We start from the raw sequence: 13,394 nt of genomic DNA, 5'->3' as shown, positions 1-13,394 counted from the left end.
ATATCTGTGAAAGTACCCCTTTATGAGCTATTCCCTGAGCCAGAAAGACCATCAGGCTACCCTGAAATTATCCAATAACAAACGTTATGAGCTGTTTCTGAAAAAAGCCGCTCAATACGGTGAAATCTGGAGTCTGGCCAATGATGAGGGTTGGGTGACCATCAGCTCGGAAGAGGGGGAGAACTGTCTGCCGGTATGGCCGCACCCGGATTACGCTAAAGAGTGGTGTAATGGTGAATGGAGTGATTGTCAGCCCAAAGCGGTTGAGCTGGATGTCTGGCTGGAGCGCTGGACGCCGGGCTTAGAGCAGGATGAAACCTTGCTGGTGGTATTCCCGAACCTGAAAGAAGAAGCCTTATTGGTGGATCCTTATGAGCTGGATGAAGGCTTACGCCAGGCATTGGCATCAATCTGACACATATGGCCAGTGACAAGCATCACCGAACTTTGTATAACATTTGTATAAATCAGATTTTGATGCAGGGTGGATACAAACTATGAAGTCGATGTTCAGAAAGCTGGCGCTGGGTCTTTCGGTCGCGCTATTACCGTTGGCTACGGCCGCCGGTCAGTCAGAGCCCGAAGCCGCTTCCGCGCCTCAGGCAAGCGACAGCAGCAAAGATTGTCCGGCCATTTTTAACCACAAAATGAAAAAGCTGCACAGTTCCAAAATTCTGGACGTGTGTGAAGTGACGGCAGGAAAGCCGGTTTTGCTGGTGAATACCGCCAGCCATTGTGGTTTTACTGACCAGTTTGGTGATCTGGAAGCGCTGCACAAAAAATACAAAGACCAGGGGTTAGTGGTACTGGGTGTATCGTCCGATTCGTTTGATCAGGAAGACGAAGACGAAGGCAAAGCGGCAGAAATCTGCTTTAAGAACTTTGGTGTGAGTTTCACCATGCTGTCGACAGTGCCGGTGAAGGGCGAAAACGCCCACCCGATGTTCCTGGAAGTGGCTCGCCAGGATGTGGCACCACGCTGGAATTTTTATAAGTATCTGGTGGGCTCGGATGGAAAGATTATCAGTTCAAATTCCAGCTTCTTTATGCCGGACGAAGATGATATTGAGGCGCTGTTAAACTAAACGCCTATCTGATCACAGGGCGTCAGAGTCCTGATTTTGTTTGCATTGGTACATTAAACGATCACCTTCGGCCATCAGATCGCTGAGGTGTTCGTGTTTACCGGTTGTGAACTCAACCACACCGGAAGAGAAGTGAATCGCCACATCTTCCGGGTTGTATTGGTTGTATTCTGCGACCACTTCCCGAATCCGCTTAACCTTGTTTTTCGCCTGGGTCTTATCCGTGTTGAGTAACAGGGCAACAAATTCATCGCCACCAATCCGGGCAAAAATATCCGAACCACGCATATTATTATTCAGCAGGGTGCAGAAGTTTGTCAGTACTTCATCGCCCACGGCGTGACCAAACTGATCATTAATGTTTTTAAATTTATTCAGGTCAAAGTACACCAGTGAACAAGCCCACTGGTAACGCTGGGCGTTGGCCAGTGCTTTGTCTCCTAATAAAGAAAAGCCACGGCGATTAAAAATCTGTGTCAGGTCATCAATGATTGCTGCCTGCTGGGAGGCAATTTCAGTCTGAACGATGTGCGCCAGATCCTGCAGTGAGGCAATGTCGTCCGCGGAAAAGCTCCGTGCCTGTTGGTCGAGAATACACAATGTACCAATCCGATGGCCGCCCGGCAGAGTAATCGGAAAACCCGCATAAAACCGCACAAAAGGTGGGCCAGCTACCAGCGGGTTGTCTGCAAAGCGTGGGTCGGCGGCAGCATCGTTTACGATAAAGGCTTCCTGGCTGAGGATGGTGTGGCCACAAAAGGAGATATCCCGGGTGGTTTCCTGAATATCGATTCCCTGAATCGATTTAAACCATTGTCGATCCTGATCAATCAGCGTAACGGCCGCAAACGGCGTGTTAAACAGACGTTTTGCCAGGCGGGTGATTCTCTCAAAGCGTTCTTCGGGTTGGGTATCCAACATATGTAACGCCTGTAATGACTGCAGGCGTTCACTTTCGTTGTCAGGAATGGCAGGTGCCAGCATCTTTGAAACCCGGATTAAAACTAATCCTTATAGTGTAGGAGATAAATCCCGGGTTATCAGCTGTTGGCGACAGGAAAGGCTTGTTGAAACTCCGGTGGCATACGTGCAGGCCGACCGGTACTGAGGTTAATACAAACCCATTTGGTTTTGCCTTTGATGAGAGTAACACCATCACTGGCGCGCTTTAATTCATACGCTCGGGTCATGCTGAGTTTCTGATCATTTTCTTCGATCCAGGTGGCGGCAATGATTTCATCGTCTTTCATCGCGGATACCAGATAATCGATTTCCGTGCGACGTGCGACCCAGGCATACCCCAACTGCTGCCATTTTTCGAACGGCAATCCAACTTGGTGGCAGTGTGACCAGGCAACATCCTCCATCCACTTGGGGTATTCGCAATTGTTCGCGTGGCCAAGTACATCAATATGTTTCTCTTCAACGCGGATAGAAAGGGTGTGTGCCGGTGTTTGGCTCCAGTTGAATTCCATTATGTGTTCTCTCACTTGTAACGGTGTCAGCATGACCAGCCAGTGCGTGAGGTGCAAGCAAAACACTGATGAGGAACAGTGCATAGTGTAAATGTGCTACCCTCGCGCCTTTAGCCAGAGGCTGGCTTTTCTCGGTTTATTGTTAAGCGATTAGCGGATTTATTATGAGTTTCACCTTTTCTCAATTGCACCCGGATTTACAACAGGCACTGGCGCAATTGGGATATCAGCAGCCGACCCCCATTCAACAGCAAGCCATTCCTGAGGTGATCACCGGGGCGGACGTTATGGCTGGTGCGCAAACCGGTACTGGGAAAACCGCTGCCTTTGCTTTGCCATTGCTCAATCGCGTGTTAACACGCCAGTCCGAAGATAGCGAAGCTCAGTCTGAAGAAAGTGAAATTCAGACCGGAGATAGCAAAGCTCAGTCTGAAAATAACGCTTTACAGGTTCTGGTTTTAACACCCACCCGCGAACTGGCGCAGCAAGTTCATAAAAGTTTTTGCCAGTACGCTCAATTTACATCTGTAAGAATCGAACTGGCATACGGTGGAGTGAGCCTGAATCCACAGTTAGAAGCATTGGCAAACGGCTGTGAGGTATTGGTCGCCACACCCGGAAGATTGCTGGATCTGGTGTTTAAGCGCGCAGTGGACTTATCGCTGTTACAGACTCTGGTGTTTGATGAAGCCGACCGGATGCTCGACATGGGCTTTATCGACGAAATCCAGCAGATTCTGAAACGGCTACCAAGCAAGCGGCAAACGCTGCTGTTTTCTGCCACCTTTGGCGATGAAATCTTCAAACTCAGTAAACAATTACTGACTGAGCCGGTTTTGATTGAGGTGGATGCACGCAACACTGCCGCGGTTACCGTCGAGCAAAAAGTGTATGTTGTTGATGCGGAACGTAAGCGTGAGCTGGTATCGCATCTGATCGGCAGTAAGAACTGGCATCAGGTTTTGATTTTTGTCAAAACCAAACAGGGTGCTGATCAGCTGGCCGCAGAAATGTGCAAAGACGGTCTGGTCACCAAAGCGATTCATGGCGATAAATCCCAGGGCGCGCGTGAACGGGTGCTTGAGGAATTTAAGGCGGGGACAACCCGGGTGTTGGTGGCTACCGATGTTGCCGCCCGTGGCATCGATATTCCCCAGCTGAATACCGTTATCAACTTTGATTTACCCTATATCGCTGAAGACTATATTCACCGCATTGGCAGAACCGGGCGGGCAGGGCAGGATGGCCTTGCGATTACACTGATGAGTCTGGGCGAAGAGTATCTGCTGGAAGAAATTGAGGTGATTCTCGATGAACGCCTGCCACAGCAATGGCTGGAAGGTTATGAGCCGGATCTGACCCGCGAAATTCCGCAGAATAATAAAAACAGCCGCAGCGCCCAGAAGCGTCGTGCCAAGCAGCGTGCACACGGCAAAAGCAGCGGGAATCGTCGTCGCCGTAAATAATCGCTATGAATTACTAGCCGCGTTTATGAGTATCACATGCCGTTATCGGCGGGTATAATCGCCCGCCATTTTGGTTGCAGCCAGCCTGTGCAGCCATCTTTTTTGTTTTTCCGGAGTAATTATGTCCCTGGCTTATCGTTTCCAAACCGTGATTGATCAATTAGCGGCAGGCAACAAAAAGCAATTTGCTGAGATGACGGGTAAATCGGCGTCTCATATTTATAAGATTTGTCGTGGCTCCGGGCGGCCATCAATGGCCTACTTGCAGGAACTGTACGAAGAATTCCGGGTTGATATCACCTGGCTGTTAACCGGTGAACAGAACGAATCAGCCAATCCTGCTGGCGTGTTAAATCCGGGCGATCAGGTCGTGGCTCCAATGTTTGACGTAAAAGCCAGTGCCGGAGCGGGCGCATTAACCGACAGCGAAGCGGTGGAAGATTACTTCACCTTTAATAAATCGTTTTTATCACGCCAGCTGGGTGTCAGCGGCGAGCAATTGGTGTTTGTTACCGTTGACGGCGACAGCATGGAGCCGACGTTATCTGATGGCGATCAGGTGCTGGTGGATATGACTCAACGTTCAGTACGAAATAACGCGGTTTATCTGCTGAATAGTGAACAGGGGCTGGTGACCAAACGTTTGCAGCAAAAAGGCAAACAGCTGCAGGTAAACAGCGATAACCACGAGTATGACAGCTGGCAGCTGGATTTAACCAGGCTGGAAGAGAATCCGGTTCTTGGTCGAATCGTCTGGTCTGCCCGTACTATTTAATTCGCTGCGGTGAACAGGCTTGGTTTCTAAATATATAAAACATTACCCATCACACCTGACCGATCAGGTGCAACAGTTGCTGGATAATGGCCAGCTGGGTGAGGTATTGAAAAAACGCTACCCGTATCATCACAATATCCGCAGTAATAAAGCGTTGTACGATTATGCGATCGAGCTAAAAAACCGCTATTTACGTAAGTCCGCACCGCTGAGCAAAGTCGAATACAGCGATAAGGCACCAGCCTACAATGCACTTGGATTACATAAGCGGATTTCCCGTGCTCACGGCGGAAAACTGGTGGCGAAAAAAGAAATTCATATCGATAATCGCTTTCGTGATGTCCCCGAAGCCTTCTTACGTATGATTGTGGTACATGAGCTGGCCCACCTGAAAGAGATGGATCATAACAAAGCGTTTTATAACCTGTGTTGCCACATGGAGCCTGATTATCATCAGCTCGAGTTTGATTTACGGGTATGGCTGACCTGGTTGGACTCCGGTCAAAATAAACCTGAAAAATAAAAAAGCTGAAGCCAGATTTTTTAAAATCTGGCTTCAGCTTTTTATGAGCCTCTTTAAGAGGCTTAACGATCGATAACCGATATAGCGGTTATTTCAGCGTTAACCCTTCGCGAATATCCTTCCAGGAAACCAGTTTAAAATTCTGGAACTCTTCCGGCATCAGGTTGCGGCCATCCTGAACCACTAATAAACCTTGCGGATATTGAGGCCCCAGATACGCAGAACTGACGGTTAAGCCATCTGTTTCGGACGCACCATCTATGGCTGGGGTGACGCTGGTATTCATTCCGATACGGAAGTGACCTTTATAAGCAAAAGGCGGAAGGGTATCGAACAATACATAGCTGTCGTTGCCCTGGCTGGAAACCACCAGGTAACTCTGCCCTTTACCGTGGTAAATATCCATGCCTTCAATATCCGCATGCAGCTGATTATTGGTTATTGCATCATTGAGTGTCTGGATCAGTTGCGGTTCTGAGCTGTTATCGGATAAGTCCAGTGCCCAGATGCCGTAGTTTTCCTCTCCCAGGAATAAACGTTGGTGTTTGTCGTCGCTGGCGCAGCCTTCCGGTTGAGTTTTAACCGCGAACTCGCGCACCAGTTTGCCACTCCAGCCAGTATACGAATCAATCACCTGATGTTGCTCAAAACGGCCATCTTCGTCGTTAATAAATACATACACTTCGTTATTGGCACCACGTCCCATGCATAAGCCGTATACCTCATCCAGAGTGGTGGCAATTTCTCCCGCCGCTGTTGTAACGCCAGTGTTTGGGTCAATGTGATACAAGGCAATGCTGTTATTATCGCGCTGGCTGGCACTGGCGATATCGGCGGCTGATTGTTTAAAGGTAAAGCCCTGACGTACGTCGACATTATTTACCCGGCCGGATGTCAGAGTTTGTAAGGTGTTGCCTTGCATATCGTAAACATGCAAACCGAATTTTTTATTGGTGCCTAAAATCCGGCTTTTTTCAGGTGTATTCGGGTGAACCCAGATTGCCGGGTCATCGGCGGCATCACCATCGGTGGTAACGGGTTGGGTTTCTGCGGTTGGCGCAATATTAATAATGCGATTGATTGTCAGGTTCTCCTTTGACGAATCATCAACTGTATCTTTCAGGCTTGCTTGTAGCAATTCGCCCGAATGATCGTTTAGCAAAAACAGTTGCTGTTGTTGTTCATAATGACTGACGGATAAAGTATCAATCGCGATGCTATTATCCAGTTGATAACTTTGCATATCAGAGAAGTCATTCAGACTCAGGCTGTGCAGTTGTGCCTGGCCACCTTCACCAATCCACAGACGGTTGTTATTAATTGCCAAGGGTCCTGAGTTTTTATTAAGGCGACCAAATGGAGCAACCAATGCAACTGGCGAGCGAACAATTTCACTTTCTGCGCGGGCATTGTAAGACCAGACACCGATATTTTCTTCGGAAACAAACAGTCGTTGAGACTGGTCATCAGCAACGCAGTACTCGGTCGCTGGTGGCATCGGGAATTCACGGATTTTGCTGAGATTAACTGTATTGTTGTCCAGCGTGATTAACATCTGATGCGCCATGTGGCGTTCATCCAGCAAAAATACCTGTAATCCCTGGTCCTGATATAAGCATAAGGTTTCCAGCGGATAAGGAATCGTATCTGAAACGGCTATTTTTTTGCTCTGTTGGTTAGCGATTACCAACTGATTGCGGCTGTTTAATGTAGCAATAACATCACCGCGCTGGTCGAGAAATTCGCTCTCGATATCGAATGTTTGTCCGGCAAGCGATAATTGTTCGCCAATTGTTACCAGCTGATTATTCAGGTACATCGCAGCCACAGCGGTTTCTGAAAATAATTGGGTCTCCAGTGCTGATGCGGAAACTTTCTTGCTGGCTTGTACGTCGTTGGCGGGTTCGCTGGCTTTAGGGCTGCAGCCAGACAGCAAACTTATTGCTAAAGGTATCGCCAGCAGGCTTGCAGTAATCGGTCTTTTAAACGTTGTCATAGCAGTATTCGTACAAAAATTATGAGCGCACCAAAGCTGATCATGGTCTTAATGCGCGTTATGGTAATGCCAGCGATTAACTCCGCTGGCATTACCCTGGTTACCAAAATTCCGGTTGTTGCGATTTCGGTTGTTATGATTTCTATTGTCCGACTTCGCTGATCAGAAACTGTGGAAGCTCACACCCAGACGGTACGTCGGACCGTAGTCTTCATACTGTGCGTTGTACTTTTCTTTGTTCTGATAGCTGTAGTACGGCTCATCGGTCAGGTTGGAAATATCAAACGTCACTTTCCACTGCTCGTTGATCGTATAGGCCGAACTGAAATCCAACTGTGTTTGTGCTGCCTGATAAATATCTTCGGTTTTTTCCGTTGGGTCCTGAACTTCCAGCAGGTATTCCGATTTATAGTTGGCAGCCAGGCGTAACATCAACGCGCCTTTTTCATAACCAACAACAAAATTACCCGTCAGGTCAGATTGATTGGGCATTTGAATATCGCGTTTAACGGTTTCGAATTTTCCGTCATCTTCTTTGCTACTTTCGATGCTTGCATCAGATTCGCTGAGTGTTGCATTCGCGGATACCAGCAAGCCATCAAACGGTTCTGGCAGCATGTCGAGTTTTTGTGAGAACGCCAGTTCCAGTCCGGTAATGGTTGCCTGCTCACCGTTACGGAAAGATTTTACTTCTTTATAATCGGTGCCTGCGTATTTTCCGGTGCCAGCCAGATCGGTTTCGAAAATAAAGTGATCAACGTCTTTACGGAACAAGAACGCGGAAATCACACCAGCAGTACCGGTAAAGTGCTCAATGCCTAAATCGAAGTTGGCCGATTCCATCGCTTTAAGATCGGTGTTGCCGGTTTCCGCTTCATCGCCATCGGCATTGGACGTGAATCCAGGGCGCATTTGTTCAAAGGACGGGCGGGCGATTGAGTTGGTCCAGGCGGCACGTACCTGAGTCGCGTCATCCAGTTGATAGCGAAGGTGTAACGCCGGCAGGGTGTGGCTGTAGTCGTTATCGACTTTGATTTTTTCTGCCGTGGCCGGCGCATCGTCACCTTCGGTGATGGAGTAACCCTGCAGATCGGTAGAGGTGCTTTCATGACGAACGCCAGCGAGAATGCGCCATTGGTCAATATCAATCCGACCCATTAGATAAGCGGCTTTAATGTCTTCTTTGATCTCGTCATCGGAAGCCAGCATTTTACCTTTTTCATCGACTTCAGCCGTGACACCGGTAATGGCATTACGAACCTTGGACGGTGAGATTTTTGCTCCAAAGCGGCCGAGTTCGTAATCCACCTGACCACTGGCATAGGCGCTTAATGATTCGTCTTTTACGTCTTTGAAAATACGAACGTCTTCATCCTGAGTTTTTTTACGGGCGCTGGATTTTACGCCGAATTTAATCAGGGCAGGGTTGTCGTCAATAAACAGGTCGCGGGTAATATCAAATTTAAACGACGTTTGTTTGTCTTCTACCAGCGCTTTTTCCTGTTCAATTTCATCAATTTTGTAGCTGTTGGCGGCATAGAAATCATCACCGGCAATCAAGCGTGGCTTGCGGCTGTTGCTGAAGCCGATGTTGCTCAGGTATTCGTTGCCAACAACGTCGTCATCCAGTTCAAACACAGCTTCCACGCCGCCTGGCTCATCTTCTTCTGCTTTGGAATACCCCAGCGCATATTCGACGGTCCAGTCGTCAATAAAGTGTTCACCACCAAACGTCGTTGAAACAATTTTCTGAGTTTCTTCACGGTCTTTTAATTCACGTTTGGCCTCTGCTAACCCAGTGGCTCCCGGCATGCGCTCACCACCCTCGAATACCATTTCGCCATCGTCGTCCTCGAGTGCACCAAAGGCAATTTCACTGAGCTGGCGCTGTTCATCGTCTTTGTATTTGCTGTACAGGGTGCGTAAATACAAGCTGTTGGATGCATCCAGCTCCAGGTCAAAGTTCAGTGCTGCGCCGATACGCTCACGTTCCAGCGTGTATTCGCGCGTCTGCATTTCTTCCAGGCCTTCAACGTTGCCGTCGTCGAATTTCCATTTGCCGCCAGTCTCAACATTATCGGAACCGAATTTACGATTGTCATAACTGAACGCACCAGCCACACCTAAACGGCGGCCTTCGGATAACTCAAACGTATTACCTGCGGTGAACGAGTAGGCCGGGCTGGTTTCTTCTTCGTGTTCGTCGTAGGACGCTTCAACACGGGCGCTGTAAAATAAACCATCACGCTCCAGCGCTGACAGGCTCTCAACTTCAATCGAGCCACCAATGGCGTTGGCGTCCATATCCGGAGTCAGAGTTTTGGTGACAACCAGAGAGCTGATTAAATCGGATGGCATCACGTCGAGTGCCACGGCACGGCGACCGCCTTCTGGTGCTGGTAGTTGGGTACCGTTAACGGTAACGGCGTTCAGGTCCGGACTGATGCCACGAACACGGACAAAGCGGCCTTCGCCCTGGTCTCGCTCAATCGACAGACCCGGTACCCGCTGTAAGGCTTCAGCGGCGTTGCTGTCCGGTAACTGACCGATGGCATCGGCATTAATAGCACTGACAACGTTGTCGGCGAAGCGCTGGCGATCCAGTGCGCGTTGCATTTGTGCGGCCTGGCCAATGACCAGAATTTCTTCCATTGAGTCGCTGCTGTCGTTTAACAGAATTTTTGCCTCGGCAGTTTCACCGTCGGCGACTACGATGGTGTGCTGTTTCACCTGCTCACCACCAACAATAACTGACAGGGTGTACTCACCGGCTGGTAATACCGGTAAGCGGAAGCGACCGCTGGCTCCGGTTAATACTTCACGGTTTAACTCTTCGACGCGCACAACCGCATCGGTATAGGTGGTTTTGCCCATTGCATCAATCAGGCGGCCTTCAACACTGCCATCGGCATGCGCTATTCCGGCGGCAACTAAGGCGATGGTCGCGGCCAGCGGTTTCATGATCAGTCGATTCTTTAAAGACGACATGTATTCCTCTCCATTGGGGTTCTTTTTTGTGATGGCAGCGACCATAAAAATGTCGTATTTCAGTTCTGTGACAGTAGCACGGGGCGTGCAATGGTTTCCCCGGTTTTATTGTGTGCTTTGTGAACAACTGAGCTGATATGACCCCTGATATCGGCCGTTTAATCCGTTTTGCGCTACTTTGAAGTCTTCAGATCGACTCGCCAGTGCACATAAACTGTGGTGTGAGCTGAAAAGACCTGGAGTTTATCTGTATTTCTGCTGAGCTGAATCGACCCCTCGCAATATCATGGGATGTCACATAACTGTCATTTGCGGCTGGATAATCCGAATAGTGTATTAACCGACAGAAGTTTTTTTATGTGGCGCACTCTGAATTTACACCGACATAAATTGTTATTGATTGGTGGCTTGTTGATGGCTTCCCTAACGGCGACATTATGGATTGGCGAAGCAAAGGCGCTGAGCGATATCGACTGGCTCGACGTTGTTGGTGAAGGTGGCAGTGCTGTTGCGCTGGCGGTGTGGATGATACTGATTTTGGGTAGCCGTCCTGCGGGCAGAGTTACGGATCTGTTAACGCTTGGTCTGGGATTTATGTTTCTGGCGTTGTGGCAGGATGGCATTGATGAATTTATTCACCTGCCCAATCCGCAGTGGTGGGACCAATGGCTGGAAAATGTTGCCATGCCGATTGGTATTGCTTTGCTGACTTACGGTTTATTTCACTGGCACAGTGAACAACTGGCGATTAATGAGCAATTAAAAAAACGTGAACGCGTTTTTCGTGAACACCGCATGCTCGATCGTTTAACTCAGATCGGTAAAGTCGATTATCTGAAAAAACAAATCCAGAGTTTTATTCAGCGCAATGAGGAGCTACCGCTGTCATTGTTGATGATTGATATTGATGATTTTGCCGCAATCAATCGTCAGTTTGGCCATCGGGAAGGTGACCGCTTGCTGCATGAAATCAGCGAAGTTCTGTTACTGAATTTACGCGATGGCGATTTAATCTGTCGTTATGGTGGTGATCGTTTTGCCGTATTGCTGCCACATACCCCACCGGCAAAAGCCCGTTTAATTGCCAATGAATTGCAGCTGGCCGTTCAGTATTTTGCGTTTAAATTACGCCAGAGTGGCAGTACGCATTATCAACGTATCAGCGTTGGTATATCATCGGTCATGCATCTGGACGGACTGGGGGATGATGTGTGTGATGGCGAAGCTCTGATTCATCAGGCTAATCAGAGTCTGGTTGCCAGGCGTTACTCTGAAACTCCGGAGATGGCGTCATGAGCAGTATCAGCTTTATCAAAAACCGTTCAATCACTGAGTGGACGGAGTCCAGTGAAAAACTGATTGCCGCTCATTGGCAGCCAGCACTATTAATTGATCTGCTGGTGGCTCGTGATATCAGCAGTCATAAAATCCTGCGTGGTACCGGCATTTTTTATGATGACCTGGGGGAAGGGGAGCAGTGGTTGTCTGCTGATCAGCTGTTACAGCTGATTAAAAATGCACAGCAACTGGAAAAAGATAATGATCTCAGTTTTCGCTGGGGCGCAAGTGCTTTGCCTGGTCATTGTGGCCGCTATAGCCAATTGCTGTCCAGTGCCGAAAATTTGCAACAATTTATCGAAATTTTGGGTCAGTATCGCCGGGTATTTTCACCGCTGTTAACTCCGCGTATTTATCATGATCATAACAACCTGTATCTCCATTGGGTTCCGGCGACCGGTTTAGCAGAGCACCAGGCATTTCTGGCTGAGATGGCAATGACGGCCATTGTTGCCGCTAGCCGTTGGTTACATGATGAACGTTTGCCATGGCGTTTTGCCTTCAGTCATGAGCAGCCAAAATATATTGAGCAATACCAGTTAAATCTTGGTGAGCAGTTGCAGTTTGGTACGGGGATCGACGTGATGATGATTGATAAGGACTGGTTGAATAAACCTTTCTCGCGCCGGGCCAGTCAGGCAACCATGACGTTAACTGCGCGGCGGGTATTGCAGCGTGAATGTGAGCAACACTGGAGTGACCAGCTGGCTGCGCCATTGATGGCAGAAGCAGTTTACCAATGGTTAATGGCCCGGATTCAGCGTTCACCCGGACTTGATGTTGCCGCTGAGGCATTTTGTATGAGTCCGGCGACGTTTAAACGTAAGTTGAAAAAACACAATACCAGTTTCCAGCAACTGCAGGACCAGGCGCGTTTACACACCAGTTTGTATTTATTTCATGTGAATGGCTGGAGTAATGAGCAGGTCGCCCATTATCTGAATTTTAACGACACGACGAATTTTCGCCGTGCCTTTAAGCGCTGGAGTGGTATTACCCCCAGCGACAGCAAATTGCGTTTCAGTTTTTAATTAAACGAAAGAAACGGCTTCTTCCAGAGGGGCGCGATCGGTGCGGGCTTTGTTAGCATCGGCATTATCGTCGGCATAACCAAACGACATCCCAAACAGTACCCCGGCATCTTCCGGTAGCTGTAAAAATTCACGCACTTCTTCAGGGAACTGACCCAGCGCACCCTGCATACAGCTGTCGATACCACGCTCTTTTAATAACAGAGTGAGCGTTTGGGCGTAAATACCAATATCAACGGCTCCCATAATGCCCAGATATTTATCCATGGTGAAAAAAGCGACATGTGGGGCATCAAAAAAAGCCCAGTTACGCAGCATGGCCATATTACGCTTCATTTTATCTTCACGCTCAATGCCCATGGCGCTGTACAGTGCATTTGCTGAACCAAACTGACGCTCGCGATGAATGCCCTGGTAAGCAATTTTCCAGTCAAAATCCGGAGATGGTGGCTGTTGCTTCATCACAGCGCCAATCAGTTTGTTTTTTAACTGATCCTTTTTCTCGCCGGATAACACATAGGTTTTCCATGGCTGAACATTGCAGTTAGAAGGGGACTTCTGCGCCAGAGTAAAAATTTCTTCCAGAGTTGCCTGATCAACGGCTTCTTTTTTAAATGCGCGCACGGAATAACGGCTGTTAAGAATCTCGCTAAGTGCCATCGGACGTTCCTGTTTTTGTTGCTGTTATTAATATCGTTACACTGATGGTAACAGTCA

General features: G+C 48.5%; 13 protein-coding genes. 8 read left to right on the top strand and 5 right to left on the bottom strand.

Annotated elements, in window-relative coordinates; all coding sequences use genetic code 11:
• Positions 1 to 22: 22 nt before the first annotated feature.
• Positions 23 to 415 carry a DUF2750 domain-containing protein gene (locus tag ACOQOZ_RS05635; RefSeq protein ID WP_420591302.1) on the top strand — a complete coding sequence of 131 codons (393 nt, stop codon included), beginning with the start codon at positions 23 to 25 and terminating at the stop codon, positions 413 to 415.
• Between the two features lie 82 nt (positions 416 to 497).
• On the top strand, positions 498 to 1,085 hold the full coding sequence (locus ACOQOZ_RS05630) for a glutathione peroxidase (protein WP_420591301.1): 588 nt from the start codon (positions 498 to 500) through the stop codon (positions 1,083 to 1,085).
• Positions 1,086 to 1,097: 12 nt separating this feature from the next.
• Here ACOQOZ_RS05630 and ACOQOZ_RS05625 read toward each other — a convergent pair whose 3' ends face one another.
• Together ACOQOZ_RS05625 and ACOQOZ_RS05620 are read right to left on the bottom strand one after the other, a co-directional pair.
• Positions 1,098 to 2,069 carry a diguanylate cyclase gene (locus ACOQOZ_RS05625; protein WP_420591300.1) on the bottom strand — a complete coding sequence of 324 codons (972 nt, stop codon included), beginning with the start codon at positions 2,067 to 2,069 and terminating at the stop codon, positions 1,098 to 1,100.
• Between the two features lie 56 nt (positions 2,070 to 2,125).
• The gene (locus ACOQOZ_RS05620) at positions 2,126 to 2,560 is read right to left on the bottom strand and encodes an acyl-CoA thioesterase (RefSeq protein ID WP_420591299.1); all 435 of its coding nucleotides are present in this window, start codon (positions 2,558 to 2,560) and stop codon (positions 2,126 to 2,128) included.
• 164 nt (positions 2,561 to 2,724) lie between these two features.
• Here ACOQOZ_RS05620 and ACOQOZ_RS05615 point away from each other — a divergent pair, with 164 nt between their 5' ends.
• The 3 genes from ACOQOZ_RS05615 (at position 2,725) to ACOQOZ_RS05605 (ending at position 5,324) form a co-directional block, all read left to right on the top strand.
• Positions 2,725 to 4,026: a DEAD/DEAH box helicase gene (locus ACOQOZ_RS05615; RefSeq protein ID WP_420591298.1), complete on the top strand. Its 1,302-nt coding sequence runs from the start codon at positions 2,725 to 2,727 to the stop codon at positions 4,024 to 4,026.
• A 121-nt stretch (positions 4,027 to 4,147) separates the two neighbouring features.
• The gene (locus ACOQOZ_RS05610; RefSeq protein ID WP_420591297.1) at positions 4,148 to 4,801 is read left to right on the top strand and encodes an XRE family transcriptional regulator; all 654 of its coding nucleotides are present in this window, start codon (positions 4,148 to 4,150) and stop codon (positions 4,799 to 4,801) included.
• 19 nt (positions 4,802 to 4,820) lie between these two features.
• Complete coding sequence (locus ACOQOZ_RS05605) at positions 4,821 to 5,324, top strand: M48 family metallopeptidase (RefSeq protein ID WP_420591296.1); 504 nt, start codon at positions 4,821 to 4,823, stop codon at positions 5,322 to 5,324.
• A gap of 88 nt (positions 5,325 to 5,412) precedes the next feature.
• Here the strand turns inward: ACOQOZ_RS05605 and ACOQOZ_RS05600 are convergent, their stop codons facing one another.
• Entirely contained in the window at positions 5,413 to 7,320 is a 1,908-nt protein-coding gene (locus ACOQOZ_RS05600) for a phytase (protein WP_420591295.1), read from the bottom strand.
• Between the two features lie 21 nt (positions 7,321 to 7,341).
• On the opposite strand from ACOQOZ_RS05600, the gene ACOQOZ_RS05595 reads away from it, so the two are divergent.
• The gene (locus ACOQOZ_RS05595; protein ID WP_420591294.1) at positions 7,342 to 7,482 is read left to right on the top strand and encodes a hypothetical protein; all 141 of its coding nucleotides are present in this window, start codon (positions 7,342 to 7,344) and stop codon (positions 7,480 to 7,482) included.
• Here the strand turns inward: ACOQOZ_RS05595 and ACOQOZ_RS05590 are convergent, their stop codons facing one another.
• Positions 7,483 to 10,308 carry a TonB-dependent receptor gene (locus tag ACOQOZ_RS05590; protein ID WP_420591293.1) on the bottom strand — a complete coding sequence of 942 codons (2,826 nt, stop codon included), beginning with the start codon at positions 10,306 to 10,308 and terminating at the stop codon, positions 7,483 to 7,485. It lies immediately after the preceding gene.
• A gap of 357 nt (positions 10,309 to 10,665) precedes the next feature.
• On the opposite strand from ACOQOZ_RS05590, the gene ACOQOZ_RS05585 reads away from it, so the two are divergent.
• Both ACOQOZ_RS05585 and ACOQOZ_RS05580 read left to right on the top strand, forming a co-directional pair.
• Positions 10,666 to 11,604, top strand: coding sequence for a GGDEF domain-containing protein (locus ACOQOZ_RS05585; protein WP_420591292.1), 939 nt, complete (start codon positions 10,666 to 10,668; stop codon positions 11,602 to 11,604).
• On the top strand, positions 11,601 to 12,677 hold the full coding sequence (locus ACOQOZ_RS05580) for an AraC family transcriptional regulator ligand-binding domain-containing protein (protein ID WP_420591291.1): 1,077 nt from the start codon (positions 11,601 to 11,603) through the stop codon (positions 12,675 to 12,677). The genes ACOQOZ_RS05585 and ACOQOZ_RS05580 overlap by 4 nt, the downstream gene beginning before the upstream one ends.
• On the opposite strand, the gene ACOQOZ_RS05575 is transcribed toward ACOQOZ_RS05580, so the two are convergent.
• Positions 12,678 to 13,337: a nitroreductase gene (locus ACOQOZ_RS05575; RefSeq protein WP_420591290.1), complete on the bottom strand. Its 660-nt coding sequence runs from the start codon at positions 13,335 to 13,337 to the stop codon at positions 12,678 to 12,680.
• Positions 13,338 to 13,394: the final 57 nt, after the last annotated feature.

Source organism: Bacterioplanoides sp., assembly GCF_965219715.1.
GTDB lineage: Bacteria > Pseudomonadota > Gammaproteobacteria > Pseudomonadales > Oceanobacteraceae > Bacterioplanoides.
This window is presented reverse-complemented; position numbering and strand designations above follow the sequence as displayed.

Excerpts from the sequence above, each read along its gene's own strand:
- ACOQOZ_RS05635 (WP_420591302.1), top strand. The coding sequence starts at position 23 with ATGAGCTATTCCCTGAGCCAGAAAGACCATCAGGCTACCCTGAAATTA.
- ACOQOZ_RS05630 (WP_420591301.1), top strand. The coding sequence starts at position 498 with ATGAAGTCGATGTTCAGAAAGCTGGCGCTGGGTCTTTCGGTCGCGCTA.
- ACOQOZ_RS05625 (WP_420591300.1), bottom strand. The coding sequence starts at position 2,069 with ATGCTGGCACCTGCCATTCCTGACAACGAAAGTGAACGCCTGCAGTCA.
- ACOQOZ_RS05620 (WP_420591299.1), bottom strand. The coding sequence starts at position 2,560 with ATGGAATTCAACTGGAGCCAAACACCGGCACACACCCTTTCTATCCGC.
- ACOQOZ_RS05615 (WP_420591298.1), top strand. The coding sequence starts at position 2,725 with ATGAGTTTCACCTTTTCTCAATTGCACCCGGATTTACAACAGGCACTG.
- ACOQOZ_RS05610 (WP_420591297.1), top strand. The coding sequence starts at position 4,148 with ATGTCCCTGGCTTATCGTTTCCAAACCGTGATTGATCAATTAGCGGCA.
- ACOQOZ_RS05600 (WP_420591295.1), bottom strand. The coding sequence starts at position 7,320 with ATGACAACGTTTAAAAGACCGATTACTGCAAGCCTGCTGGCGATACCT.
- ACOQOZ_RS05595 (WP_420591294.1), top strand. The coding sequence starts at position 7,342 with ATGAGCGCACCAAAGCTGATCATGGTCTTAATGCGCGTTATGGTAATG.
- ACOQOZ_RS05590 (WP_420591293.1), bottom strand. The coding sequence starts at position 10,308 with ATGTCGTCTTTAAAGAATCGACTGATCATGAAACCGCTGGCCGCGACC.
- ACOQOZ_RS05585 (WP_420591292.1), top strand. The coding sequence starts at position 10,666 with ATGTGGCGCACTCTGAATTTACACCGACATAAATTGTTATTGATTGGT.
- ACOQOZ_RS05580 (WP_420591291.1), top strand. The coding sequence starts at position 11,601 with ATGAGCAGTATCAGCTTTATCAAAAACCGTTCAATCACTGAGTGGACG.
- ACOQOZ_RS05575 (WP_420591290.1), bottom strand. The coding sequence starts at position 13,337 with ATGGCACTTAGCGAGATTCTTAACAGCCGTTATTCCGTGCGCGCATTT.